The sequence below is a fragment of the Leifsonia aquatica genome (genome assembly GCF_014190775.1).
In the GTDB taxonomy this organism is placed as follows: Bacteria; Actinomycetota; Actinomycetes; order Actinomycetales; family Microbacteriaceae; genus Leifsonia; species Leifsonia aquatica.
Genome location: NZ_JACHVP010000001.1, coordinates 2,019,933 through 2,045,153, shown reverse-complemented (window position 1 = coordinate 2,045,153; position 25,221 = coordinate 2,019,933). Strand labels below are relative to the sequence as shown.

Genomic DNA, 25,221 nt, shown 5'->3' with positions numbered 1-25,221 from the left:
ATGTTGGTACCGGCGGATGGCGACGACACCGACCGGCTCAGAGGGCCAGACGCTTCGGCTAGCATTTCGGCATGGCCACCTCCTCATCGATCGACGATATCCCGATCGGCGGTGACTCGATCCGCCTCGGCCAGTTCCTCAAATTCGCCGGCCTTCTCGACTCCGGCGGGAACGTCAAAGAGGCCATCGTCGATGGCTACGTGACCGTGAACGGCGAGGTCGATCGGCGGCGTGGGCGGCAGCTGCAGCTCGGTGACATCGTCACGTTCGAGGGGCGCAGCGTTCGCGTCTGCCCGTGACGAACCGGCATGCGCTCGCGCGCAGGGGTCCGCTTCCGTACGGTAGGTAGCGCGCCTGCTACTCCATCCATGAAGGGCCTTCCGTGAACATCACCCTGCTCGTGCGCTTTGTCGCCGTCGCCGAGGAGCTGCACTTTCCGCGGGCGGCGAAGGCGCTCAACATCCCGCTGGCGTCGCTCTACTCGTCGATCGCGAAGCTGGAGGAGCAGGTGGGGACTCCGCTCTTCGTCCGTGACTCCGCGGAGACCCGGCTGACGAATGCCGGGACGCTCTTCCTCGCCACGGCCAAGGACGAGATCGCGGCTGCGCCCGCACCGGCGGCGAAACCGGTCGTTCCGGCCGGTGGCAAGGCGAAGGCGTCGAAGGGCAAGGGACGCGCGCCGGCCGTCAAGGGGCAGCCGAAGCCGTACAAGAAGCGGCAGGGGCGTTAGCTCCTCGAAGAAGAGACGGGTTAGGCGCGAGTCCTGCCGAAGTAGGGCCTCAAGTACTCGCGCAACCCGCCATCGCACACATACACATAGGTCCCGCGAATCCCGCGCGTGAGCAAGACGCCATAGATGTTCTTCACGTACTCGAGGATGTCGTCGTCCGAGTAGCGAATGCCGCGCTTTCGGTTGTCTTCCATTCCCTTCTTGTCGAAATAGCTTGTGCGATCGAACCAGATGCCGCGACCAGGCTCGTATCGGAGATCCGGTCCGATGATCACGCCGGCGTAGTTCAGGTCGTAGCCCTGGACCGTGTGGATCGAGCCCACCTCGTCGAGAGATCCCGGAGAGTTGATCCAGTCGGTCTGTGTGCTGTTCCAGCGAAGCGCCACCCCGTCGAGCTCGATGTCGAACGCAGCGGGATTCTTGCGACTCTGCCATTCCCAGGCATATCCCGCGACCATTCGTGAGAGACCGGCCTCGGCATCGCGAGCGAGGACTTCCTCTCGCATCGTCGCGAGGTCCTCGAAGAATCGCAGGTCGTACCCATCGAATGCCCGAGGGTCGGGCGAGTCGCCGCGCAGGATGGCGCGAATGTAGGCCGTGTAGTCATCACCAGCCTTGACGCGAAGCTGCGAGTGCAGACGGTAGAACTGGTGACCGTTCTTGGCCTCACTGATCAGCTCGCGCACCGCGGCTGAGGGCAGATCCGACGGACGAACCGACTGCTCGCCGTCTACGAGAAGTACCTGGTGATGGCTCTGCGCGAGAATCCAGTCCAACTGCGTGAACTCGTAGTCATCGCGCCCGAAGAGTTTCTCGTTGATGCGGGGAAAGAGCGCGTTGAGCGGCCCGGCAGGTTGGTTTGCGCGGTGATTCAATCGATGCGCCTCGTCGACGATGAGCAAGTCGAACTTGGTTTCGCTCGTCCCGACCTGGAACGGGGTGAGTACGCGGACCTCCTTGAGGCCGGGAACGCGTTTGAAGACCCTCTCGAGCGTCCGGCGGAGTGACTGTTGAGGCACTACCAGCCCGACGGTGGAACGCTCGAGGAGCTCCTGGTTCTCCGACACGAAGAAGTCCGAGAACCTCGAGTCCTCGTCCGGCTCCAAGGTGCCTCGACCTTCGCCGATATCGCGGAGGAGCTTGATGAGATAGATCGCCACGATCGTCTTGCCGGTGCCGGGATCGCCCTGGATCACGATCGGCTTTCCGCGAGGCATCCGATAGTCGTGCAGGAGACCTTCGACGATGTTCTCGACGGCAACCGCCTGGTCGGTGGTCAGGGCCTTGAACGGGGAGAACTTGAAGAGATCGGAGTTCTCGATCTGCGGAATGGTGCGTTCGAACAGCCCACGGGAGCGCAAGCTCTCGAAAATCACGTTGAAGTCGGCTTGATAGCGCTCGCGATCGAAGTACTGCGCATCGGTGACGCCCTCGTTGCGGTTGAGGACCTCGAAAGTGCCGTCGCCCGCGAACATTCTGATCAGGAACGACTCCAGGTCGAGGCAGACCGACTTATTGAACTCGTCGTGAAGGATGACTCGCACCGAGGCCAACGAGTCTTTGGACCGATCAGCGTTGTGCTGGCGCATGCGACTCGTAGCGCTGAGCGTCTCGCCGACATACACACTCGACGAATCATCCATCACGTAGACCACCGGCCAATTGAGAAGGCGCGCATCACCGGTATCCCCGCTCGGCTCCGTGCGGAGGAGCGGGACGATGTCAAAGCTGGTCATACTTCGTGCTTCGACCGCGGGCACTCTCGACCGGATACTTGGCACGAGTGCGCGCAAGCTTCTCCAGCATGATGGCGTGCGGGTCCACACCCAGACGATCGGCAAGAAGATAGCAGTAGGTGAGCACGTCGGCGAGCTCGTCCTTCACTCGATCGGTGTCGAAGTCGCTACCCCATTGGAAGCACTCCAGAAGCTCGCCGGACTCGATGGCGACACTCTTGGCGAGATTCTCGGGAGAGTGGAACTGCGCCCAGTCGCGCTCGGAAACGAATGTGCGGAGCTCGTCACGCACTGTGTTATCTGCCACGTGCTTCACCGTAGCAACGGCAGGGCACTGGATCCGGTCTTTCTCGTGTCATCAGGCAGTGGCATACGCATCGCTGCGGCAGCTAAACGCCTCACCCCCGCACAATCCTCCCCAGCGTCCGCGTGTAGTCCTCCTTGATGATGTCGAGGTGCGCCCACGTCTCGAGCGAGCCGACCTCGGGCAGCGCGCGCAGATCCTCGATGACGGAGAGGACGCCGGTCCGGGTCGTGCCGACGATGGTGGCGATGACGTCGTAGGCGCCGTGGGCGTCCGCGGCGAGGTCGACCGCGCGCGCGTCCACGAGGTAGCGGTGCACGGGCTCGGCCGAGCCGCGCAGGCCGATGCCGACGCCGACGGCGACGCGGTTGCGGGAGAGGCCGCCGGCGTCGATGGCGGCGATGCGGATGACGCCGGCGTCCAGGAGTCGACGCACGCGCGCCCGTGCTGAGGAGGGGGACAAGCGCACCTTGTCGGCGAGCTCGCGGTAGCTGGCGCGGCCGTCATCCTGCAGCACGGCGATGAGGTCGTGGTCGAGGCGATCCAGCTTCACGGAGGTGACCGAGGCGGCGGTGATGAACTCCTTGAGCAGCGCGTCGTAGGTGCTGACGCGCAGGCCGCGGACGCCGGGGATCTCGCGGATGGCGGTGAGGGTGGCGTGCAGCTCGTCGAGGTCGCCGTGGCGGGACTCGAACACGACGGGGGAGGAGCCGCCGACCAGCGAGACGAAGACCGTGTCGGGGAGGTCGGCGAGCTGCTCGGCGACGGGGCGGGCGCGACCGTCGACGGCGACGAGGCCATGAATCAACACGTTGAGGCCGGCGAAACCGGGGTCGAGGGCGGCGACGACGCGGAGGCCATCCCTCCCGATGAGGGTGCCGAGGCGGCGGGAGACGAGGTCGCGGGAGACGCCGAGGGTGCGGGCGAGCTCGTGGATGCTGGCCCGGCCGTCCGCCTGCAGGGCGCGAACGAGGCTGCTATCGAGGGCGTCGGTGTCGCGCTCGGGGACGGTTCGGTCGGGACGGATCGGCACATCCGCAGAATACCCGGAAACGCCCGCCGACGACCGCAGATCGGCGGCGACAGACAAGGGCAGCGGACGAATCGCGATAGTTTTGTCCTCATCCCCTGACAAATCGACGGTGCACAGCCGCGCCCGACGCCGAACTGCGCTTGCGCATCCTCAGCGACGGGATGAGACTTCACGTCGAAACGAGCACGACAATCGAACAAGGCAATACGAGCAAAGGAGCTTTGTGTGTCTGTAACCGCAACGCAACCCCCAGGGCATGCCCGTGCGTTGAAGGCCGGCCTGGCGTCCGTCGTCGGCACGACCATCGAGTGGTACGACTTCTACGTCTACGCGACGGCCGCCGCCATCGTGTTCCCCCAGGTGTTCTTCCCCGAGATCAACCACGCCCTCGGCACCCTCGCCTCGTTCGGCACCTACGCGGTGGCGTACTTCATGCGACCGCTGGGCGGCATCATCTTCGGCCACATCGGCGACAAGCTGGGCCGCAAGCGGGCGCTGACGATCACGCTCTTCATCATGGGCGTCGCGACCGTGCTGGTCGGCTGCCTGCCGGGCTACAACACGATCGGGATCATGGCGCCGATCCTGCTGATCGTCCTCCGCGTCGCCCAGGGCCTCGCGGTCGGCGGCGAGTGGGGCGGCGCGAGCCTGATGTCGGTGGAGAGCGCTCCGCCGAAGTTCAAGAACTTCTACGGCGGCTTCACCCAGCTGGGCAACCCGCTCGGCGCGCTGATGGCCTCCGGCGCCTTCTGGATCCTGTCCGGGATGGGCGACGAAGTCCTCCTGACCTGGGGATGGCGCGTGCCGTTCCTGTTCAGCATCGTGCTGATCGGCGTGGGCATCTGGGTGCGGTACCGCGTGGAGGAGACGCCGGTCTTCGAGGAGAAGATCGAGGGCCACACGCAGTCCACCCCGATCCTGTTCGCGCTGCGCAACAACTGGCTGGCGATCATCCTCGGCTTCTGCATCATCGCGATGTCGTCCGGCGGCTACGTGATCGCCACGGTCTTCGTGCAGAACTTCGCGACCAGCCCGGAGGTCGGCCTCGACGCGAGCGTCATCCTCGGCGCCATGACGGTCGCCTCCTTCATCGAGGCCCTGGTCACGCTGCCGCTGGCCCTGCTCGGCGACAAGTGGGGCGGCAAGCGGGTCATCATGCTCGGATCGCTGCTCTCGTTCATCGCCGTGATCCCGCTGGTGCTGGTCATCCAGAACCACCAGGTGACGCTGATCTACATCTTCGTCAGCGTGATCCGCATCACCCTGAGCGGTGCGTGGGCTCCGCTGTCGACGGTGATGACGCAGATGTTCAGGCCGCAGGCGCGCTACACCTCGATGTCCCTCTCGTACGGGATCGGTGCCGCGGTCTGGGGCGGCCTGTCCCCGGCCATCGCGACCGGCCTGATCGCCATCACCGGAACGTTCTGGTCGGCGATCTGGTTCTTCGGCGCCCTCGCGCTCATCGCCATCGTCGGCACCTGGTTCGCGCCGCAGCACTCCGACTCCGCGCCGGCGACGGGATCGTTCAACCCGCGCCTCGACACCACGGCCATCAAGACCACAAGGATCTGACCCATGCGACACCTCGCCACCTACGACGCCCGCGACTCCACCCCCACCATCGTCACGGCCGACGTCATCCTCACCATCGACGACGACAACCCGCACGCGGAGGCCCTGCTCACCGCGGGCGGCACCATCCTCGCGGTCGGCACGCTCGCCGAGGTCGAGGAACAGGCGCGCGAGGCGGGGATCGAGCCGCAGCGCGCCGACTTCCCGGGGGCGACCATCGTCCCGGGCTTCATCGACGCGCACGCGCACCCCCTGATGTACGGGCAGCTGCTCACCTGGGTGGACGTCAGCCCCGCCAAGGCGGCGTCCATCCCGGAGATCGTGGAGCTGATGCGGGAGGGCGCCCAGCGGCTGCCCGCCGGCGTCCCCCTCCGCGGCTACGGCTACGAGCAGCGCAACCTGGCCGAGCGGCGCCACCCCACGAAGGAGGAGCTCGACCTCATCGCGACCGACCGCGAGGTGTACATCATGAACGCCTCCGGCCACGGGGGAGTGGTCAACAGCTTCACCCTCGCGAAATACGGCATCACCCGCGACTCCCCGAACCCCGAGGGCGGCGAGTTCTTCCGGGATGCGGACGGCGAGCTCACGGGCGAACTCTCCGACGCGGCCTGCAACGTGCTCACCGGACTGCACGGCGTGAAGATCGGACACCACGGCCCGAACTTCCACCTCGGCGACGAGCCGGCCGAGCACCAGCGTCAGCTCGACATCGCGCAGCGCGAGTTCCTGTCGGCGGGCGTGACCGCGCTCGGCGACGCGCAGGTCTCGAAGCGGGAGTTCGCGGCCTACCTGGCCATGGCCGACCGCGGCGAGCTCTCGGTGCGCGTCTCGATGTACTTCCTCTCCCACCTGCTCGACCAGGTCATCGATCTCGGGCTCACCGGCCCGTTCGGCAACGCCTTCCTGTCGGTCGCGGGCATCAAGCTCTACGCCGACGGCACGCTCGGGGGATGGACGGCCTACTTCCCCGAGGGCTACGTCGGCGACCCCTGCCGCACCGGCCAGCTCTACCACGAGCCCGCCGAGTACGCCGGGCTGGTGGCCAAGGCGCACGCCGCCGGGCTGCAGACCGCGACGCACGCGCAGTCGCCGACCGCCATCGCGATGGTGGTGGATGCGGTGGAGCAGGTGCTCACCGAGCGCCCCGACGCCGACGCGCGCCACCGGATCGAGCACTGCGGCCTCCCCGCGGTCGAGGAGATCCAGCGGATGGCGCGCCTGGGCATCCGCCCGGTGAACCAGACGCAGCACTACTACAACTGGGGCGAGGGCGTGGAGCAGGCCATCGGCACCCCGGGCGAGCGGTTCAACCCGCTGGGCGAGTTCATCGAGGCCGGTGTGCCGGTGACGATCTCGTCGGACGCGCCGGTCGCCGAGCCGCGCCCGCTCGAGGCGATCCAGGCCGCCGTGACCCGTGTCACGCGGCGCGGGCACAAGCTCGGCCCGGACTCGCTGCGCATCAGCGCGGAGCAGGCGCTCCGGGCGCACACGCTGGAGGGTGCGATCACCCTCGGCCGCGAGAACGAGCTCGGCTCCCTCGCCGCCGGCAAGCGCGCCGACTTCGTCGTGCTGGGCGCGAACCCGCTGACGGTGGAGGCGGAGACGATCGCCACCATCCCGGTCCAGGCGACCTGGGTGGACGGCTCGCCCCGCTTCGCCGCCGCCGCCAACTGACCCCGACTCGCAAAGGACGCATAGGCATGGAGACACGCGCCGCACGCACGACCGGATGGGTGCTCATCGAGACCCTGCGCAACTACGGCGTCGACACGGTGTTCGGCATCCCGGGCACCCACAACCTCGAGTTCTACCGACCGCTGACCGCGCTCGGCGTGCATCCCGTGACCACGCGGCACGAGCAGGGCGCGGGATACGCGGCCGACGGCTGGTCGCTGCAGACCGGCAAGCCCGGCGTCGTCATCACGACGAGCGGCCCGGGGCTGCTCAACGCGCTCTCGGCCGCCGGGACCGCGTACTGCGAGTCGCGGCCGATGATCCTGCTCTCCCCGGGCCCGGCCCGCGGGCGCGAGTTCGCCGACGTGGGCACCCTGCACGAGACGAAGGACCAGCTGGGCGCCGCCTCCGCCATCGTCGAGTGGGGACGCCGGGTGCAGTCCGCCGAGGAGGCCGTGCAGGCCGTCCACGACGCGTTCGCGCTCTTCGCCACCGGGCGGCCGCGCCCCGTCTACATCGAGGTGCCGCTGGATCTGCTGGAGGAGGAGACGGAGCTGCCGGCCGAGTCGCTCGCGGCTCGCGCTCCTGCGGCTGCGACGGCGCCCGACGCGGCCGCGGTCGCCGAGGCCGCGCGGCTGCTGGCCGCCGCGAGCGATCCGGTGATCCTCGCGGGCGGCGGCTCCCGCGGCGCGACGGACGAACTGCGTGCCCTCGCCGAGCGCCTGGGGGCACCGGTCGTCACGACCCTGAACGCGAAGGGCGTGCTCGACGAGCGGCATCCGCTCTCCCTCGGCTCCAACCTCCGGCTCGCCGCGGCCCGCAACCGGGCCCGGGATGCCGACGTGCTGCTCGTCGTCGGCTCGAAGCTGGGCGAGGCCGAGCTGTGGGTCGACGCGCTGGAGGCTCGCGGGCACGTCATCCGCGTCGACCGGGTGGCGTCGCAGCTCGACAAGAACCAGGTGGCGGAGGTGGGGATCGTCGCGGACGCGCCGGTCGCGCTCGCCGCGATCGTGGCGGCGCTGGGAGACGCGGGGGCTGCCGCCAGCGAACCGCAGCGCGATGCCCGCGTGCCGGAGACGCTGGAGGCCGTGGCCGCCGAGTGCGCCGAGCTCTCCGCCGTCAACACGGCCCTCGCCGACGCCATCGCTGCGGCGCTCCCGGCCGGCGCCATCGTCACGACCGACTCGTCGCAGATCGCCTACTGGGGTCTGCTGAACCGCCTCCAGGTCGCGACGCCGAACTCCACGCCGTACATGGCGACCTACGCGACGCTCGGCTACGGCCTCCCCGCCGCGATCGGCTCCCGCGTCGCGCGGCCCGACCGCCCGGTGTTCGCGGTGGTCGGCGACGGCGCACTGATGTTCTCGCTGCAGGAGTTCATCACGGTCATCGAGCAGCGGCTCGACGTCACCGTGATCGTCGTCGACAACGGCGGCTACGCGGAGATCAAGCAGAACGAGGTGGATGCGGACATCGCCCCGATCGCGGTCGACCTGGTGCAGCCCGACTGGGCGGCCGTCGCGGATGCGTTCGGCGGCACGGGGCACCGCGTCGGCACGGCAGCCGAGCTGGACGCGGCGGTGACGGCCGCGGGCGCTGCGGGCGGCCTGCACGTCATCCACCTCCCGCAGTCCACCTTCACGAGCTGACGCGCACCGAACTGACGCGCACCGAACCGACCCACGGAACAGGCACGAGGAACCACCATGAGCACACCTCCCATCGGCCCCGCCGACGCATCGAAGACCCCGCGTTACGCCGGGCTCTCCACCTTCGCCCGGCTGCCGCGCCTCGAAGACGTGCCGGCCGTCGACCTCGCCGTGGTCGGCATCCCCTTCGACACCGGCGTCAGCTACCGCCCGGGCGCCCGCTTCGGTCCGGAGCACGTGCGCGCCGCCAGCCGCCTGCTGCGGCCGTACAACCCGGCGCAGGACTTCTCGGCGTGGGAGGCCGTGCAGGTCGCCGACGCCGGCGACATCGCGGTGAACCCGTTCCACATCGACGAGGCCGTGCGCCAGATCGCGGAGGCGGCGAGCGAGCTGGGCAGCCGCGTGCAGCGCATCCTGACCATCGGCGGCGACCACACCATCGCCTACCCGCTGCTCAAGGCCATCAGCGAGAAGCACGGGCCGGTCGCGGTGCTGCACTTCGACGCGCACCTCGACACCTGGGACACCTACTTCGACGAGCCGATCACGCACGGCACGCCCTTCCGGCGCGCGTCGGAGGAGGGGTTCCTCGACCGCACCGCGTCCGTGCACGTCGGCACCCGCGGCCCGCTCTACAGCAAGCAGGACCTCGAGGACGACGAGCGCCTCGGCTTCTCGATCGTGTCGAGCGAGTACATCGAGGAGAACGGCATCCCCGCCGCACTCGACCGCATCCGCCGCCGCGTCGGCGACCGGCCGCTCTACATCTCCATCGACATCGACGTGCTCGACCCCGCGCACGCGCCCGGCACCGGGACCCCGGAGGCCGGCGGCCTGACCAGCCGCGAGCTGCTGCGCCTGCTCCGCGGCCTGACCGACCTGAACATCGTCGGCGCGGACGTCGTGGAGGTCGCGCCCGCCTACGACCACGCCCAGGTCACCGGGATCGCCGCGTCGCACGTCGCGTACGAGCTGATGACCGCGATGGCGCAGGTGATCGTGCGGGAGGCCAGCGCTCACCCGCGCGGCGTCGACGGTGCCTCCAGCGAAGCCGGCGCCGATGACTGACGCCGCCCGCCGCCCCGTCGCCGTCTACACCGACGTCGAGGACACCGATCCCGCGCCCGGCATCGCGCTGCTCGAGGCGCACGGCTTCGAGGTGCGCGTACTCGGCACCCGCGACCCGGCCGCGATCATCGCGGGCGCGCAGGACGCGGACGCCCTGCTCCCGGGGTACGCCGCCATCTCCCGCGAGGTCATCGCCGCGCTCCCGCGTCTGAAGGTCATCGCGCTCATGTCGATGGGCTTCGACTACGTGGATGTGGAGGCTGCGACCGAGCACGGCGTCTGGGTGACGAACGTGCCCGGCGCCGCGACCGAAGAGGTGGCGACGCACGCGCTCGCCCTGCTGCTCGCCAGCGCACGGCAGCTCACCTTCTATACCGCCTCAGCCACGTCGGAGCGCTGGAATGAGCGCGCTCCGGAGGCCCCGCCGCGCGTGAGCGAGCGGACGCTCGGCATCGTCGGACTCGGCAAGATCGGCCGGGAGTTCGCCCGGCTGGCCGGCCCGCTGTTCGGCCGCGTGCTCGGCTACGACCCGATGCTGCCGGACACCCCCGAGGTGACGGCCGACCTCCAGCGCCTCGGGATCGAGCGGGCGAGCCTGGACGACGTGCGCCGCGCCTCCGACGCCCTCTCCCTGCACGTGCCGCTGACCCCGGAGACCGCGCGGATGGTGGATGCCGCGTTCCTCGCCGACATGCCGGCCGGCGCCATCCTGGTCAACGTCTCCCGCGGCGGCCTCATTGACAACGAGGCCCTCGTCGACGCGCTCGACAGCGGCCGCCTCTCGAGCGCGGCCCTCGACGTCCTCGACGAGGAGCCGCCGCCGCCCGGTCACCCGCTGGTCGGCCGCGACGACGTCGTGCTGACCCCGCACATCGCCTACTTCTCGCGCTTCACCGAGGTCGAGTACGTGCGCGTGCAGGCGCAGAACGCGGTGAGTGCGGTCGTGGCGGGGGTGCCGGAGGCGCCGGTGAACCGGGTCTGAGGCGCAGAACGCGGCGGCGGACGGTTCGGGTTCCGTCCGCCGCCGCCATCCCCCTCAGCCGAGGGTGATCGTCTTGCCCTTCGCGAAGGCGTTGTCACTGACCTGGATGCTCGCCGGGGCGGTTCCGGCGGGGACGTCGAAGAGGATCGGGCCCTGGATGGCGTTGCCCGGGTTGATGCCGGCGACCCACGCGTTCTGGTCCGGGCTCGCGTACAGGGTCGCGCTCGCGTCGGCGTCGTAGGTCTTGCCGGCCGCGTCGACGAGCTTCACGTAGTTGACGATGAAGGTCGCGGAGCTGTTGCCGGTGTTCGCGATCTTCAGGTCGACCTGCAGGAACGTGCCCTGCGCGGTCGCCGTCAGCGGCGAGGTGCCCGCGGTGGCGCCGATGTCCTGAACGCCGAGCGCGGTGTACTCGAAGGAGCCGACCGTGAGCGGGGTGTTCAGGCCGGGCGCGGCGGGCGCAGCAGGAGCTGAAGGTGCCGCGGACGCGGAGCTGCCGGTCGTCGCCCCGCCACCCGCGGTGCCGCCCGCGGTCGTCCCGGCGCTGCAGCCGGTGAGGGCGAGGCCCGCGGCGATCGCGGTCGCGGCGGTGACGAGGGTGATACGACGGAACATGGGAGTGCCTCCTGGTGAGTTCGTGGGGCCGGGTTTCGGCTTCCACCAGCACACCGCGAGGAGGCCGGGCAGCGGCACCACGGATCGGTCGTACCTGACCGCACGAACGGAGGGGGCCCGCCCCTCCGAAAGGCGGTACAGGGGTCGCGGGGTTCGCCCATACGATCGTGGACATGAGCGTCACCTCTCCCACACCGAGCGCGTCGGCACCGCCAGGGGCGACGGTGCCGTCGCGTGCCCGCCGGGCGGGGGCTTTGGTGGGATCGATCGCCATCGCTCTGCTGTGCGCCCTGCTGGCGCTGTCGGCGGGCGGCATCCACGGTGCGGGCACCTCCACGTTCCCAGAGCCCGTCAAGCTCCTCGCGACCGTCGGGACCTTCGTCATGATCGGCGTCTCGGTGATGCTCGTGTGGCGGCACCGGTATCCCGTCTTCGTCGCGTTGCTCGCCATCGGTGTGACGCTGGCCTTCCCCGCGTCGCCGGTCGCGGTGCTCGTGAGCGTGGCGGCGGTGACGGCCGTGACGACCGGGTGGCGGCAGTGGGCGTTCGTCGCCGGGACGTATGCGGCCGTCGTGGTGGCGCTCAGCTGGGACGTCATGACGCACGCGTCGCTGCTCGCGGGCTTCGTCGGCGACCCGCCCGAAGGCACACCGGCGCGGCTCGCGTTGTTCTGGGTGGCCCCGATCCTGGCGGCGGTGGCGGTCGTGCCGTTCGCCGCGTTCGGGATGACGCGCCGGCTGCGCGCGGAACGGGACGCCGCAACACGCGGGACGGCCGTCGCCAATCGCAACGTCGCCGTGCTTCACCGCGAGGTCGAGCGCGAGCGGGAACGGCAGGAGCTCGCGCGTGAGCTCCACGACACGCTCGCTGCGCAGCTCAGCTCCCTCTCCCTCCACGCCGGCGCGCTCGAGCTGACCGTCGGCGGCTCGGACGAGAAAGCCGCCGCGGCGGCCCGCGCCGTGCGGGAGACCGCGCAGAACTCGCTCGACGAGCTGCGCAACGTCGTGCACGTGCTCCGCAATCCCGCCGCCGCAGGGGTCGACCACGGCCTGGCCGACCTCCCGGCGCTGGTGGACGACGCACTGCGCGATGGCGTCGACGTGCGCGCGCAGCTGCTCGTCAGCGACATCGCTTCGTGCGACCCGCGGGTCGCTCACGCCTGCTACCGGATCGTGCAGGAGGCCCTCTCGAACGTGCGACGTCATGCTCCCGGGACGGCCCTGAGCGTGGAGGTCCGCGGCGACCCGGTGAACGGGGTGTCCGTCGCCACCGCGAACTGGCTCGCACCTGGCACCGTCCCGACCTCCGTCGGAGGCGGCCACGGGCTGAGCGGGATGAGCGAGCGGGTCGCGCTCGTCGGCGGGTCGTTCCGGGCGGGTGCGACGCCGGAGGGGACGTTCGCGATCGTGGCGTGGTTGCCCTGGTCGCCTCCGCACAGGTGACAGCCCGAGCGTTGGCCGGGCATCGATAGACTCCCAGGGTGAACGACCCCCGCATCCGTGTGCTCGTCGTCGACGACGACCCGATGGCGGCGGCCGGGATCACCGCCGTGCTCGGCGCCTCCACCGACATCGATGTCGTCGGGCGATGTGCGGACGGCGATGAGGTGGCGGCGGCCGTCGCGGCGCACCACCCGGACGTGGTCCTCTGCGACGTGCGGATGCCGCGGATGGACGGTGTGGCGGTGGTCAGGGCCCTGGGCGGCTCCACCCCGCGCTTCCTCATGATGACGGCCTTCGACGAGGACGGCCGGGTGCTGGACGCGGTCTCCGCGGGAGCGTCCGGCTTCATGCTGAAGGACGAGGACCCGCAGCGCATCATCGACGCGGTCCGCCAGGTCGCCGCCGGTGACGCGGCCTTCTCGCCGCGCGCCGCACGGCAACTGTCGATGTGGGTCCGGGACTCGCGCGGCACGGACGCGCGTCGCGACGCTGCCGCGAAGATGGAGCAGCTCACGACGCGCGAGCGCGAGTTCGCGATCGCCGTGACCGATGGCGCGTCCGACGCCGACATCGCGCAGAGGTTCTTCGTGGCGGAGACGACCGTCAAATCCACGCTCGCCGTCATCCGCGGCAAGTGGGGTGTGCGCACTCGGACCGAGCTCGCGGTCGTCGTCGCCCGCTCCGGCGCGTGAGCCACGCCGCGTGATCTGCCGGACCTGACCCCCGAGGTCAGCGGAGCGTGACCGTCGCGCCGTCGCCGCCCCACCAGCTCGTGATGAGCTTCACCCGATCCAGGGTCGCACCGGCAGGAACATCGAAGAACACCGTGCAGTCGACCGAGAGGCCCGGGTTCACGGTGCTGAAGTAGTCATCGTCGCCGAAGCGGGCCAGGCCGCTGTCCGCCTCGTAGCGTGCGTTGCCGATGTAGCCGAAGACATCGGACGCGGACAGGTTCTGCGGCTGGGTGCTGCCGTTCGCGACGACGAAGTCGATCCGGCAGAACTGACCCTTCGGAGCGACGTCGCCGAACACGTCCTGCTGGGCGCCGAGTCCGCACTCCACACCGGTCACGGTGAACGAGACGCCGGAGCGGCTGGTCACGGCCTGCCCGAGTCCGGGGAGGGCGGGAACCGTCGGGGTCGGGCCGGCGGACGGGGTCGCCGGGGGTGCGCTGGCGGTCGGCGACGCGGTCGGCGTGCTGCTCGAGACCGCGGCGGCTTCGGGGGACGACGGCGCGCCGGCGGGCAGCAGAGCGAACGACCCGAGACCCACGACCAGGGAGAACAGCCATCCGATGCCCGCGACGACGATCGCGGAGATCGAGCTCCCGCGGCCGGCTCGACGTCTCACGAGGGCACGGATCGCGAGGATCAGGGCGGGAACGAACGCCAGCCAGGCGAACCAGGCGGCGAACGGGAGGACGCCGAGGACGAAGCCGACGATCGCCAGGACGAGGGCCAGGACGGCCGGGGTGGCGTCGCGATTCGCGGGGGCCGGCGCGTCCGGGGCGGATGGCGCCGCGGCGACCTCGACGGAGCGGGGAGCCGGCGCGCGATTCACGGTCCAGGCGGTGCCGTCCCAGTAGCGCAGCTGTCCCGGGTACTCCGGATCGGGATACCAGTCGGCGGGTGCGTTCGTCATCATCGTGCGGGACGGGCTCTCGCCGCCAGACGCCGGCGAGAGCCCGCAACGAGCTACTCGCCGTCGGTGCCCGTGGCGAGGCAGCTGACGACGGCGTACTGCCCGGTCGCCGACTGCTCAGCGACGACCTTGCCGGCGACGGTGAGCTTGCAGGCGAGGTCGCCGCCATCCATTCCGGCCGTCGCGACGACGCTGAAGCTGCTGAAGTCGAAGGTGCCGCCCTTCTTGACGGTGATCGACTTCGTCCACGGCAGGGCCTGAGCGGACGCGGTCTCGGACTTGGACGCGCCGTCCGCGTACGTCGAGTAGGTGATGTTGCTGTCGGTGCTGGTGCCCGTGACCTCGTAGACGACCTCCACCGGCTGCGACGCGACGACGTCGTCCTTCTTGATCTGCTCCTTGATCGAGTCGTTGACCGCCGACGCGAACGCGGCCGTGTAGACGATCGAGAGGATGATCGACAGGATGATCGCGACGCCCGAGAGGATCGTGCCCGTGAGGGCCGTCCCCTTCTTCTTGTTCTTCTGCACCAGGGCGACGATGCCGAGGATCAGGCCGATCAGGCCGAGCACCCAGGCGCCGTAGTTCAGGAACGGGATGAACGCGCCGATCAGCGCCAGGATGCCCAGGATCAGCGCGGCGATGCCGAGGCCGTTGCCGGACTTCTCCGGGGCGGGCGCGGCGTACTGCTGGTCGGGTGCAGGGGGCGGAGGGATGGTGCTCATTCTGGTGTTCCTTTGCAGATTCGGATTCACTGCAGAGGCATAGGCTCCCCACAGCCTTCTCAGACTCTCAGAATCGGGACCTGCTCCTCCAACCCCCGAAGAAGGGGTGCCGGTCGGTTTTCGTCGCCGCCGCGATCTTCCGACAACCGTCCTGGCCCCGCCCCTCCCTCCGGGTGCAGGATCGAACCAACGGAAGGAGCGGCACATGGACATGTCGAACACGGGCGGCGTCGAGTATCCGGACGAGGCGGGTTACCCCGACGGCGAGGGGACGCTCGACGAGGGGACCGGCGCGTTCCGCGATGGGGACGCGGTGAGCGGCGTCGAGGTGGAGGTCGAGGAGCCGCAGGGCATCGACCAGCTCGACGAGTTCGACGCGGCCGACGCGCGGGACGAGTGACCGCGAGGCTGCGCATCACCCGCTGATCGGGCCGGGCCGCTAGTAAGTGGACGCCCCCGGACGTACGCTCGCAGCAGCCCGGGCCACTGCGCCCGGGACTCTGGAGGTCACCATGGTGGCAACGATCGTCATTCTGCTCGTGGTGTGGGCCATCCTCGCCGTCGTCGGCTTCGCCATCAAGGGGCTGGTCTGGCTGGCGATCATCGGGATCATCCTGTTCGTCGGGACGATCGTGTTCGGGTTCGTGCGACGGGCGGCCTCGAAGAACAAGTCCGCGTAGAGCGCGCCCTCGGGGCCGCCCGTCGCCTCCCGGCTACTGGTGGCGCATCGCGGCCGCCAGCCACTCCTCGGGATCGAGGAGGTGGCTGTGGTCGTCGAGCCCGAGATCGATCTGGGCCCAGTCGATGGTGCCGGTGAAGGTGCCGTGCGGGGTGGTGTAACCCTCGTAGGCGGGCATGCCGGTGTCGGTTCCGACATCCAGGCCCTCGTCGAACGAGAAGTACATCGGGTGGGTGCGCTTCACCTCGGCGGTGCCGGCGGCGCCTCCGTCGATGTAGAGCGTCACGGTGCCACCGCGGCCGATGCCGCCGCCCGCGTACGCGAACTCGGCGCGCACCTGGTGCGTGCCGGCGCCGATGGGCTTCTCAGAGAGCGCGGTGCTGCGGATGAGGCCGCAGAAGTTGTAGTGGAACCCGAGCTTGCCTCCCTCCGCGAAGAAGGACCAGCCTCCCGTGCGGCCGCCCTGCGCCAGGATCGCCCCGTCCACCTCACCGCTCTCGGGCACGACGATCTGCGCGGTCGCCGACCAGGACCGGTTCTTCACGTTGATCGCGACGTTCTCGTTCAGGCGCACCATGCCGGGGTAGAGCCGGAGGGAGGTGCCGGAGACGAGCGTGGGGCGCCCCGCGAACTCGGGGTTCATCCGCTGGGCCGCGCGGTCGTCCATCGGGATGACGTTGTAGCGGGTCGCCTCGATGAGGAAGAGCTGCTGCAGCTCGGCCAGCTTCTCGGGGTTCGACTTCGCCAGGTTGTTCGACTGGGTCCAGTCGACGGTGGTGTCGTAGAGCTCCCACACGTCGTCCGAGAAGTCGGGAGCGGCGCTGACGACGTCCCACGGGGTGCGGTGGCGCGTCTGCGCCGTCCAGCCCTTGTGGTAGATGCCGCGGTTGCCCATGATCTCGAAGTACTGGGTGAGGTGCCGTTCGTCGGCGGCCGCGTCGTCGAAGGTGTACGTCATCGAGACGCCGTGCATCGGCACCTGGGTGACGCCGTTGACGGTGTGCGGCTGCGCGAGCCCGGCGAGCTCCAGGATGGTCGGCGCGATGTCGATCACGTGGTGCCACTGGTTGCGCACCTCGCCGCGGGCGGCGATGCGGTTCGGCCAGTGCACGATCGTGCCGTTGCGGGTGCCGCCGTAGTGGCTGGCGACCTGCTTGGTCCACTGGTACGGCGTGCACATGGCGTGCGCCCAGCCGACGGCGTAGTGGTTGTACGCCTCCGGGCCGCCGATCTTGTCCAGGTTCTCCTGCCAGAACTCGACGGTCTCGTACTCGGCCCCGCCGTTGGCCGCGGTGGAGAGCATGAACGCGCCCTCGAGGCCGCCCTCGGCGGAGGCGCCGTTGTCGCCGATGATGTAGATCACGAGGGTGTCGTCCAGCATCCCGAGACCCTCGATGGCGTCGATGACGCGGCCGGTGTGGTGGTCGGCGTACTCCAGGAACGCGCCGTACACCTCCATCTGGTGCGACAGGATGGGGCGGCGCTCGGCGGGGACGTCGTCCCACGCCGGGATGCCCTCGGAGCGCTCGGTCAGCTCGGCATCGGCGGGCACGATGCCCAGCTCCTTCTGCCGGGCGAAGGTCTCCTCGCGGAGCGCGTCCCAGCCCTGGTCGTACTTGCCCTGGTGCTTGGCGATCCACTCCCGGGGCACGTGGTGCGGCGCGTGCGTGGCGCCGGGCGCGAAGTAGACGAAGAACGGCTTGTCGGGCGTGAGCGCCTTCTGCTGGTTGATGTACTCGATGGTCTTGTCGGCCAGGTCGGGCATCAGGTGGTAGTCGGGGTCGTCCGGCGGCTCGATGAGCGAGACGCCGTCGACCAGGGCGGGCGTCCACTGGTTGGTCTCGCCACCGATGAACCCGTAGAACTTCTCGAAGCCGCTGAACGCGGGCCAGTGGTCGAAGGGCCCGGTCGGTCCGCTCTCCCACACCGGCACCTCGTGGCACTTGCCGAACTGCGCCGTGTTGTACCCGGCCTGGCGGAGGATCTCGGGCAGGGGGACGCACGAGTTCGGCCGCGTCGACCGGTAGCCGGGCGCGGGCGTCGCAGTCTCGGTGATCTGACCCATGCCGACCTGGTGGTGGTTGCGGCCGCTCAGGAGGGCCGCGCGGGTGGGCGAGCAGATGGCGGTGGTGTGGAAGCGGCTGTACCGCAGCCCCGCGCCCGCCATGCGCTCGGCCGTCGGCATCGGCACCGGCCCTCCGAAGGCGCTCGATGCTCCGAACCCGACGTCGTCGAGCAGCACGAGGAGCACGTTGGGCGCCTGCTTCGGCGGCCGCTTCACCTCGATCGGATCGCGCTTGACGTCGAGTTTCTTCTCGTCCACCGTGATCGGCCCCACATAGGCCTGATCGGGCGTGGGAAGAACGGACCCGGGCAACACCTCTGACATGCTTCACCCCTCGCTGGCGGAATGATCGTGCCCGTGCGGCACGACCTGACCGCTGTGCTGGCGAGCCTGCCACGGCCCCGGCGGGCACGGCAATGCTCGACACGGGCGCGAACTTGTGGCATACGACGGCCCGGATGGGCGGGCTGATGTCTGCCTCCACTCGATCACCTCTGGTGCGCAGGGCCACGCGCACGCCATAGTCGCGACGTGGACCTTCATCTCACAGGAAAATCCGCCGTCGTCACCGGAGCAAGCCGGGGGATCGGTCTCGCGACCGCTCGCGCCCTGCTCGCCGAAGGTGCGACCGTCGTCGGCGTCGCCCGCAGTGCGACCGACGAGACCACCGCGCTCGCCGCGGACCCGCGGTTCCGCTTCGTCGCGGCCGACCTCTCCGATCCAGCGCAGATCGACCGGCTGCGCGACGCGGTCGGCGACCGCGTCGATGTGCTCGTCAACAATGTCGGCTCGGCGCCTCCCCGCCCCGGCGGATTCGCCTCCATCACCGACGACGACTGGGTGCGCACCTACGAGCTGAATGCGCTCGCGGGCGTCCGGGTGACGCGCGCGCTCCTGGACCTGCTGCCGGAGGGGGCGGCGATCGTCACCATCGCGAGCGAGAATTCGATGCTCGCGGACCCGCTCGTGATGGACTACAGCGCCGCGAAGGCCGCGGCCCTGAGCTTCTCGAAGTCGCTGTCGAAGGAGCTGGGCCCGCGCGGCATCCGCGTCAACTCCATCAGCCCGGGACCGGTGGCGACCGCGCTGTGGCTGGGGGATGGCGGGGTGGCGCAGACGGTGTCCGCGGCCGGCGGAGGCTCGCCCGACGAGGTGCGGCACGGCGCGGAGCAGGCGATGGTGACGGGGCGGTTCACCACTTCGGAGGAGGTCGCGGCGCTGGTGACGATGCTCGCGAGCCCGCTGCTCGGCAACCTGACCGGTGCCGATGTCGTGATCGACGGGGGGATGCGGCAGACCATGTGACCGTCCGGCCGCGCTGCCGTGTTCCCGCATTTCCAGGATACCGGAGGGGTGGGGCCTTGCGGCAAGGGCCCCCGCATGGTCCAGAATTGCTGGTCGCGGCCGGAATCGGGCCGCGGGGAAGCAGGGTGCGCATGGATTCCGAGACCTACGACGTGATCATCAGCGGGGGCGGACCGACCGGGATGATGCTGGCCGCCGAGCTGCGGCTGCACGGGGTGCGCGTGCTCGTGCTCGAGCGGGATGCGGAGCCGACGACCGCGGTCCGCGCGCTGGGGTTACAGCCCCGCACCATCGAGATCATGGATCAGCGCGGACTGCTCGGACGGTTCCTCGCACACGGGACGCAGTATCCGGGCGGCGTGGGATCGTTCGCCGGCATCGCCGCGCCTCGGCCGGTCGCGCTCGACAGCGCGCACGCCTTCATCCTGGGCATCCCGCAGCCGGTCACCGACCGCCTGCTCACGGAGCACGCCGCCGAGCTCGGCGCCGAGATCCGCCGTGGGGCGGAGCTCGCCGGGTTCGATCAGGACGATGACGGTGTGACCGTCGAGCTCGTCGACGGCTCGCGGGTGCGGGCGCTGTGGCTGGTCGGCGCCGATGGCGGCCGCAGCCTGGTGCGCAAGCGGCTCGGGATCGGCTTCCCCGGCGAGGCCGCGACGACCGAGTGGCTGCTCGGCGAGGTGGAGGCCACGGCCTCCGCGGAGGAGATCGCCACCGTGGGGGAGGAGGTGCGCCGGACGCACCGCGGGTTCGGCATCGGGCCGACCGGCGACGGTCTGTATCGCGCCGTCGTGCCGGCGGCGAGCGTCTCCGAGGATCGCACGGTGCCGCCGACGCTGGACGAGTTCCGCGCGCAGCTGTGGGCGTACGCGGGCACCGATTTCGGCATCCACTCGCCGCGCGCGCTCTCGCGCTTCACCGACGCGACCCGGCTCGCCGAGCGGTACCGGGAGGGCCGCGTCTTCCTCGCCGGAGACGCCGCCCACGTGCACCCGCCGCTCGGCGGCCAGGGCCTCAACCTGGGTGTGCAGGACGCGTTCAACCTCGGCTGGAAGCTCGCCGCCGCGGTCGCGGGATGGGCGCCGAGCGACCTCCTGGACACCTACTTCGCCGAGCGCCACCCGGTGGCCGACGGCGTGCTGACCATCACGCGCGCGCAGAGCGTCCTCATCTCTCCCGAGCCGGGTCCGCAGGCGGTGCGCCGACTGATGGGCGAGCTGATGGCGTTCGACGACGTCAGCCGGCTGCTGGCGGAGCGCGTCAGCGGCACCGGGATCCGCTACGACCTCGGCGACGGTCCCGAGCTGCTCGGGCGGCGGCTGCGCGACCTCCCGCTCGCCCGCGGCGGTCGGCTCTACGAGAACCTGCGTACCGGGCGCGGTCTGCTGCTCGACCAGACCGGTCGGCTCTCGGTCGGGGGATGGGCGGATCGTGTCGACCGGCTCGCCGACGTCAGCGATGAGCTCGACGCGCCCGCCGTGCTGCTGAGACCCGACGGGTACGTCGCGTGGATCGGCGACGATCAGGGCGGGCTCGACGCGCGGCTCGGGGAGTGGTTCGGCGCGGCTGTCGTTGAATCGTGAAAATCACCCCCATGCGGGGGATAGTTGCATCTGTCAACCAACCATAGGCTCGAATGGATAACAGGGGGAATCGCACGTTCGTGCGCGCGTCCCCTTTCACCAGACGAGCGACACCGACGTGAATGGGTCATTGACAACGTGAATTCGAAGAAGAACAACACCTGGGCCGCACGCGCTGCGGCCCTCGGTCTGAGTGTCGCGATCGCGGGTGGAGCGGCCCTCGTCGCCGCCGCGCCCGCGCAGGCCGCGCCCGCCACCGTGAAGGTCACGCAGAGCGACATCCGGTCCAACGAGGACAGCTACCCGGGCTGGCACCAGGGCTACGATGACGCGGCCGACCGTGCACGGGTCGGGGTCAACGGCCTCGAGCTGTTCAACCAGTCCCAGATCATCGACGGCTTCACCCCGGAGCAGTACATCTCGGGCGACACTCTCGCGGATGTCGTCGCGACCGGTTCCTGGACGACGACGACCGGCCCGTCGTACTTCCAGCTGCCGTTCCTCTACAACGGCGGCCAGTCTTCGCAGAGCTTCACCACCCTCCGACCCGCCTCACCCTCCACCGGCGCCGCGGCCGTCTCGCTGGACGACGTGTGGGCGACGAGCAGCGCCATCAAGGATGCTGACGGCGCTGTCGTCTACGAGAAGGACGCCACGGCGACCCTCCGTGAGTTCCTGAACACGCTCGACTCCGCTCAGCTGATCGGCTTCGGTGTGCTGACGGACGGCGTCTACGACCCGTCCGCCGTCTACCCGACCGCGTACATCGAGTCGATCGCCTTCAACGGCACGACCTACACCTTCGGCACGACGGGCGCCGCCACCGTGTCCGGGACCGCCGCCATCGGCTCCACGCTCACGGTCTCGACCGCCGACTTCCCGCAGGGCAGCACCTTCTCGTACGAGTGGTACTGGAACGGCGGTCAGCGGGGCGGCCCGATCGACGGTGCCACTGGCACGAGCTACACGGTGACCGATGACGTCGCCGGCAGCGTCGTCGGCGTCCTCGTCACCGCCAAGCTCGCCGGCTTCACCACCGCACGGGTCTACAGCAACCTGACCGACGTCGTCCCGTTCGTCCAGAAGCCGGCCGCGGCCGCTCCGGTCGCGAACTCGACCGACCTGCCGGCCTACCTCGCGTCGCACGGCGTCACCCCGGGCACCCCGCTCTCCGCCGGCCTCCCGGCCACCCTGGACCCGACGAAGGGCTACACCGCGTCGGTCGAGTGGACGGCGAACGACGGCTTCGTCGACGTGTACCTGTACTCGACCCCGATCCTGCTCGGCAGCTTCCCGGTCGTCGACGGCAAGGTCCAGGTCACGCTGAGCGCCGACGTGCTCGCCAAGCTCGCCGCCGGCTCGCACACCCTCGTGCTCGTCGGTCAGAGCTCGGGCGGAGTCCAGGCCGTGGCGCTGAGCGTCGCCGCCGTCACCGGCACCGCGGCCCTGGCCGCGACGGGTGACAACAACGTGATCCCGGCGACCCTCGCGGGTCTCCTGGTCCTGCTGGGTGCCGCGGGCGTGCTCGTCTCGCGCCGCCGTCGCGCCACCCAGGCGTAACGCACCTCACCACACGAAGGCCCTCGCTCGGTGAGCGGGGGCCTTCGTGTGCAGCGCAGCGATGCGCGAGCACTCGTTGTACGCGCTGTCCTCGATCGCGCTGCGATTGGCCAGCGCGTCCATTCAGCGCCCCTCGAGGCCGCCGTAGCATCCAGTGCATGCCTGCCAGCATCGCCATCGAAGACGAACTCGACATCGAACGGATGCGAGACGAGGACGTCGTCATCCTCGGTTACGACTGAGCGCGCACCGCTAGGGCGCGGCCCGGCGTCGGACGCCGAGAAGATCCGGCACCATCCCCACGGCGACGGCCGACGCGGCCACCAGCAGAACGGCGCACACAGCGAGGCCCGCTTGGAGCCCGTCGCGGCTCACGTCGATCCCGGCGCTCCCGAACGCCACGCCGGTCACCAGCGCCACGCAGAACGTCGCCGACAGTCGCTGGGCCAGCTGCAGGAAGGACGCGGCCAGCCCGTACTCGCCGGGCCGCGCGTACGACAGGGTGAGCGCCCGCATGGGCGGCTCGAATGCGCCGCTCGCCGCTCCGATGAGGGTCTCGAGGAGCACGATCGCGACGACCAGCGCGATCGCGTCGGTGAGCCCGGCCAGCACGACGAGGAGCGCACTGCACACCGTCTGGAGGCCGAGGAAGGCCACGAGCGTCCATCGCCCCAAGGCGTCGTTCAGGCGGGAGCTGAGCGCGGAAGTCGCGATCCGTGCCGCCGCACCCGGCGCGAGGAGGAGCGCGACGACCAGAGCGGGCATCCCGAAGCTCTGCAGCAGGAACACCGTGACGATCGCCGACTGCGCGACCGCGGAGCCGAACCAGAGCAGGGCGATCACGCTGCCGCCCGTGAAGCCGCGCGAGCGGAGCAGGGCGGGAGAGAACAGCGGGCGGCCGCCGCGCCGGGCGTACCGGCGCTCCCACCAGATCAGCGCGAGGACTCCGGCCGCGACCCCGCCGATCGCGAGGCCGGTCCGGACCGGCCCGAGACCCGGGTCGATCACGGGAGCGGTCGCCAGCAGGACGACGATGCCCGTGACGCCGATGCCCACGAGATCGAGGGAGGGACGGCCCGGCGTCCGGCCACCTCGCGGCACGAAGCGCGCGGCCAGCATTGCGACCGCCAGGATGAACGGCACGTTGATCGCGAGGATGACGCGCCACGCGAACTCCGCGGGGATGGTCGCCAGGATGCCGCCCGCGACGAGCGGTCCGACGATCGCCGAGGCCGACGCCGCCATGCCGTACGCCGCGAGCGCGCGGATTCGCGAACGACCGGCGAACACATCCTGGATCACGCCGAGGACCTGCGCGCTCACGATGCCGGCGCCGAACCCTTGCACCGCGCGTCCCGCGATCGCCCACCCGATGCCGGGAGCGAAGACGGAGAGCGCGGCGCCGACGAGGAAGAGCAGGAGGCCGCCGACGAACATCCCGCGTCGTCCGTATGCGTCGCCGAGCCGCCCGCCGGGCACGAGCCCGACACCGAACGTGAGCGAGTACACCGCGAGGAACCACTGCACGCCGCCCGCTGTGGCGCCCAGCTCGGGGCCGAGCGAGGGGATGGTGTACGTCACGACCGACTGGTCCAGGAGGGTCGCGAAACCCGCGCCGACGCACGCGGCCAGGGCGAAGCGCTCGCGGGAGGATGCCATCCGACCGTTCTACCGACCGCGGCGCGGACGGCCACGCGTGTGTGACGGCCTGTTGCGCGGCAGACCGCCGCGTGTTAGCGTCGCTGCCGATCGTGATCCGTCGGCAGGAGGTGAGACCCATGAACGCAGTATCCACATCGGGTGCTCCCCTGCAGTCCACGATCGCGCGGCTGAGGTAGTCGTCACAGGGAGCCCCCGGCAGGCATTTCGCGAAAGGCGACTCCCATGAACACTTCACCTTCTTCTGCTCTGCCCTCCTCCGGTCGGCGCGACCGCGCGCTGGTCCTCGGCGGTGGCGGCTCGGCCGGCAACGCGTGGGAGATCGGCGTGCTCGCCGGTCTCTTCGACGGCGGACTCGACGTGACCGACGCCGATCTGACCATCGGCACCTCCGCCGGCGCGACCGTCGCCGCCCAGATCAACGGGGCGACCCCGCCGGAGCTCCTCGACGCCATCCTCACCGCCGTGCCGCCGCAGCGTCCGCGCGCGGCCGGTCCCGGCGGGCGCCCACCCGGCGGCCTCGCGGCCGGCGTCTCCGTCGTCAACCACATGGAGCGGACGGACCGCATCATCGCCGCCTCCTCCGACGCCGCGGACATGCGCCGCCGGATGGGCGCCGCCGCCCTCGAGCTGGAGGACCCCGATGGCGCAGGCGGCCGGTGGCGCGAGATCGTCGCCGGCCGGCTGCCCGACCCCGACTGGCCGCAGCGCGCGATCGCCATCACGGCGATCGACGCCCGCACCGGCGAGGGTGTGGTGTTCGACCGGGACAGCGGCATCGAGCTGGTGGATGCCGTCGCCGCCAGCACCTCCAACGGGTTCGGTGTCCCGCCGTACCGGATCGGCGACAAGCGCTATCTCGACGGCGGCTACCGGCGCAACGAGAACGCCGATCTGGCGGCGGGATACGCGCGCGTGCTGGTGCTGTCACCCTTCGGCGGGCGCACGCGGCATCCACTGGAGTGGAGGATGCAGCTCGCGGCGCAGGTCGACGAGCTCCGCGCCGGCGGCAGCACGGTCGAGACGGTGTTCCCGGACGCCGCCGCGCTGGCTGCGTTCGGCGACAACATGATGGATCTCTCGACCCGTGCGCCCGCCGCGCGAGCCGGCGCCGACCAGGGTCGTGCTCTGGCCGAACGGCTCACGGCGTTCTGGGCCTGATCCGGTGACCGTTCCGCCGGCGGTCGCGTCCGCGG

At 70.3% G+C, this 25,221-nt stretch carries 23 protein-coding genes; 15 read left to right on the top strand and 8 right to left on the bottom strand.

From position 1 onward, the window contains the following. Positions 1–71: 71 nt before the first annotated feature. Together FHX33_RS09780 and FHX33_RS09775 are read left to right on the top strand one after the other, a co-directional pair. Positions 72–299 carry an RNA-binding S4 domain-containing protein gene (locus FHX33_RS09780; RefSeq protein ID WP_021763765.1) on the top strand — a complete coding sequence of 76 codons (228 nt, stop codon included), beginning with the start codon at positions 72–74 and terminating at the stop codon, positions 297–299. Positions 300–382: 83 nt separating this feature from the next. Further along, on the top strand, positions 383–730 hold the full coding sequence (locus FHX33_RS09775) for a LysR family transcriptional regulator (RefSeq protein WP_021763764.1): 348 nt from the start codon (positions 383–385) through the stop codon (positions 728–730). A 20-nt stretch (positions 731–750) separates the two neighbouring features. Here the strand turns inward: FHX33_RS09775 and FHX33_RS09770 are convergent, their stop codons facing one another. From FHX33_RS09770 to FHX33_RS09760, 3 genes are all read right to left on the bottom strand, one after another. Further along, positions 751–2,466 carry a DUF2075 domain-containing protein gene (locus tag FHX33_RS09770; protein WP_021763763.1) on the bottom strand — a complete coding sequence of 572 codons (1,716 nt, stop codon included), beginning with the start codon at positions 2,464–2,466 and terminating at the stop codon, positions 751–753. Next, positions 2,453–2,773, bottom strand: a complete 321-nt coding sequence (locus tag FHX33_RS21350; protein ID WP_039922812.1) for a nucleotide pyrophosphohydrolase — start codon at positions 2,771–2,773, stop codon at positions 2,453–2,455. Before FHX33_RS21350 ends, FHX33_RS09770 begins: the two co-directional genes overlap by 14 nt. Before the next feature lie 91 nt (positions 2,774–2,864). After that, positions 2,865–3,803 carry a winged helix-turn-helix transcriptional regulator gene (locus FHX33_RS09760; RefSeq protein ID WP_183428398.1) on the bottom strand — a complete coding sequence of 313 codons (939 nt, stop codon included), beginning with the start codon at positions 3,801–3,803 and terminating at the stop codon, positions 2,865–2,867. Positions 3,804–4,028: 225 nt separating this feature from the next. On the opposite strand from FHX33_RS09760, the gene FHX33_RS09755 reads away from it, so the two are divergent. The 5 genes from FHX33_RS09755 to FHX33_RS09735 are packed head-to-tail and all read left to right on the top strand — an operon-like array spanning position 4,029 to position 10,751. Further along, on the top strand, positions 4,029–5,375 hold the full coding sequence (locus tag FHX33_RS09755) for an MFS transporter (RefSeq protein WP_039923520.1): 1,347 nt from the start codon (positions 4,029–4,031) through the stop codon (positions 5,373–5,375). Positions 5,376–5,378: 3 nt separating this feature from the next. Beyond that, complete coding sequence (locus FHX33_RS09750; RefSeq protein WP_021764718.1) at positions 5,379–7,052, top strand: amidohydrolase; 1,674 nt, start codon at positions 5,379–5,381, stop codon at positions 7,050–7,052. 26 nt (positions 7,053–7,078) lie between these two features. Further along, on the top strand, positions 7,079–8,701 hold the full coding sequence (locus FHX33_RS09745) for a thiamine pyrophosphate-binding protein (RefSeq protein WP_183428397.1): 1,623 nt from the start codon (positions 7,079–7,081) through the stop codon (positions 8,699–8,701). 57 nt (positions 8,702–8,758) lie between these two features. Further along, positions 8,759–9,769 carry an agmatinase gene (gene speB / locus FHX33_RS09740; protein ID WP_021764949.1) on the top strand — a complete coding sequence of 337 codons (1,011 nt, stop codon included), beginning with the start codon at positions 8,759–8,761 and terminating at the stop codon, positions 9,767–9,769. After that, positions 9,762–10,751 carry a C-terminal binding protein gene (locus tag FHX33_RS09735; protein ID WP_021764948.1) on the top strand — a complete coding sequence of 330 codons (990 nt, stop codon included), beginning with the start codon at positions 9,762–9,764 and terminating at the stop codon, positions 10,749–10,751. Before speB ends, FHX33_RS09735 begins: the two co-directional genes overlap by 8 nt. A gap of 54 nt (positions 10,752–10,805) precedes the next feature. On the opposite strand, the gene FHX33_RS09730 is transcribed toward FHX33_RS09735, so the two are convergent. After that, positions 10,806–11,366, bottom strand: coding sequence for a DUF4352 domain-containing protein (locus FHX33_RS09730; RefSeq protein WP_183428396.1), 561 nt, complete (start codon positions 11,364–11,366; stop codon positions 10,806–10,808). Between the two features lie 173 nt (positions 11,367–11,539). Between FHX33_RS09730 and FHX33_RS09725 the strand changes: the two genes are divergently transcribed. Continuing rightward, on the top strand, positions 11,540–12,808 hold the full coding sequence (locus FHX33_RS09725; RefSeq protein ID WP_081703902.1) for a sensor histidine kinase: 1,269 nt from the start codon (positions 11,540–11,542) through the stop codon (positions 12,806–12,808). Positions 12,809–12,846: 38 nt separating this feature from the next. Next, positions 12,847–13,500, top strand: coding sequence for a response regulator (locus FHX33_RS22120; protein WP_021759928.1), 654 nt, complete (start codon positions 12,847–12,849; stop codon positions 13,498–13,500). Between the two features lie 37 nt (positions 13,501–13,537). On the opposite strand, the gene FHX33_RS09715 is transcribed toward FHX33_RS22120, so the two are convergent. Both FHX33_RS09715 and FHX33_RS09710 read right to left on the bottom strand, forming a co-directional pair. Further along, positions 13,538–14,449, bottom strand: coding sequence for a DUF2510 domain-containing protein (locus FHX33_RS09715; protein ID WP_183428395.1), 912 nt, complete (start codon positions 14,447–14,449; stop codon positions 13,538–13,540). Between the two features lie 53 nt (positions 14,450–14,502). Then, the gene (locus tag FHX33_RS09710) at positions 14,503–15,174 is read right to left on the bottom strand and encodes an MmpS family transport accessory protein (protein WP_021765684.1); all 672 of its coding nucleotides are present in this window, start codon (positions 15,172–15,174) and stop codon (positions 14,503–14,505) included. A 205-nt stretch (positions 15,175–15,379) separates the two neighbouring features. On the opposite strand from FHX33_RS09710, the gene FHX33_RS09705 reads away from it, so the two are divergent. Both FHX33_RS09705 and FHX33_RS09700 read left to right on the top strand, forming a co-directional pair. Then, complete coding sequence (locus FHX33_RS09705) at positions 15,380–15,574, top strand: hypothetical protein (RefSeq protein WP_021765685.1); 195 nt, start codon at positions 15,380–15,382, stop codon at positions 15,572–15,574. Positions 15,575–15,686: 112 nt separating this feature from the next. Next, positions 15,687–15,854, top strand: coding sequence for a hypothetical protein (locus FHX33_RS09700; protein ID WP_021765686.1), 168 nt, complete (start codon positions 15,687–15,689; stop codon positions 15,852–15,854). Between the two features lie 33 nt (positions 15,855–15,887). Here the strand turns inward: FHX33_RS09700 and FHX33_RS09695 are convergent, their stop codons facing one another. Then, complete coding sequence (locus FHX33_RS09695; RefSeq protein ID WP_021765687.1) at positions 15,888–18,242, bottom strand: arylsulfatase; 2,355 nt, start codon at positions 18,240–18,242, stop codon at positions 15,888–15,890. A gap of 207 nt (positions 18,243–18,449) precedes the next feature. On the opposite strand from FHX33_RS09695, the gene FHX33_RS09690 reads away from it, so the two are divergent. The 3 genes from FHX33_RS09690 to FHX33_RS09680 all read left to right on the top strand — a co-directional run bounded on the left by FHX33_RS09690 (position 18,450) and on the right by FHX33_RS09680 (position 22,366). After that, positions 18,450–19,223 carry an SDR family NAD(P)-dependent oxidoreductase gene (locus FHX33_RS09690; protein WP_021765688.1) on the top strand — a complete coding sequence of 258 codons (774 nt, stop codon included), beginning with the start codon at positions 18,450–18,452 and terminating at the stop codon, positions 19,221–19,223. A 131-nt stretch (positions 19,224–19,354) separates the two neighbouring features. Next, a complete protein-coding gene (rox, locus tag FHX33_RS09685) occupies positions 19,355–20,806 on the top strand; it encodes a rifampin monooxygenase (RefSeq protein WP_021765689.1) in 1,452 nt (483 codons plus the stop codon). A gap of 138 nt (positions 20,807–20,944) precedes the next feature. Then, a complete protein-coding gene (locus FHX33_RS09680) occupies positions 20,945–22,366 on the top strand; it encodes an LPXTG cell wall anchor domain-containing protein (RefSeq protein WP_021765690.1) in 1,422 nt (473 codons plus the stop codon). A 252-nt stretch (positions 22,367–22,618) separates the two neighbouring features. Here the strand turns inward: FHX33_RS09680 and FHX33_RS09675 are convergent, their stop codons facing one another. Then, entirely contained in the window at positions 22,619–24,025 is a 1,407-nt protein-coding gene (locus tag FHX33_RS09675; RefSeq protein ID WP_021765691.1) for an MFS transporter, read from the bottom strand. 225 nt (positions 24,026–24,250) lie between these two features. Here FHX33_RS09675 and FHX33_RS09670 point away from each other — a divergent pair, with 225 nt between their 5' ends. Beyond that, the gene (locus FHX33_RS09670) at positions 24,251–25,186 is read left to right on the top strand and encodes a patatin-like phospholipase family protein (protein WP_183428394.1); all 936 of its coding nucleotides are present in this window, start codon (positions 24,251–24,253) and stop codon (positions 25,184–25,186) included. Positions 25,187–25,221 lie beyond the last annotated feature (35 nt).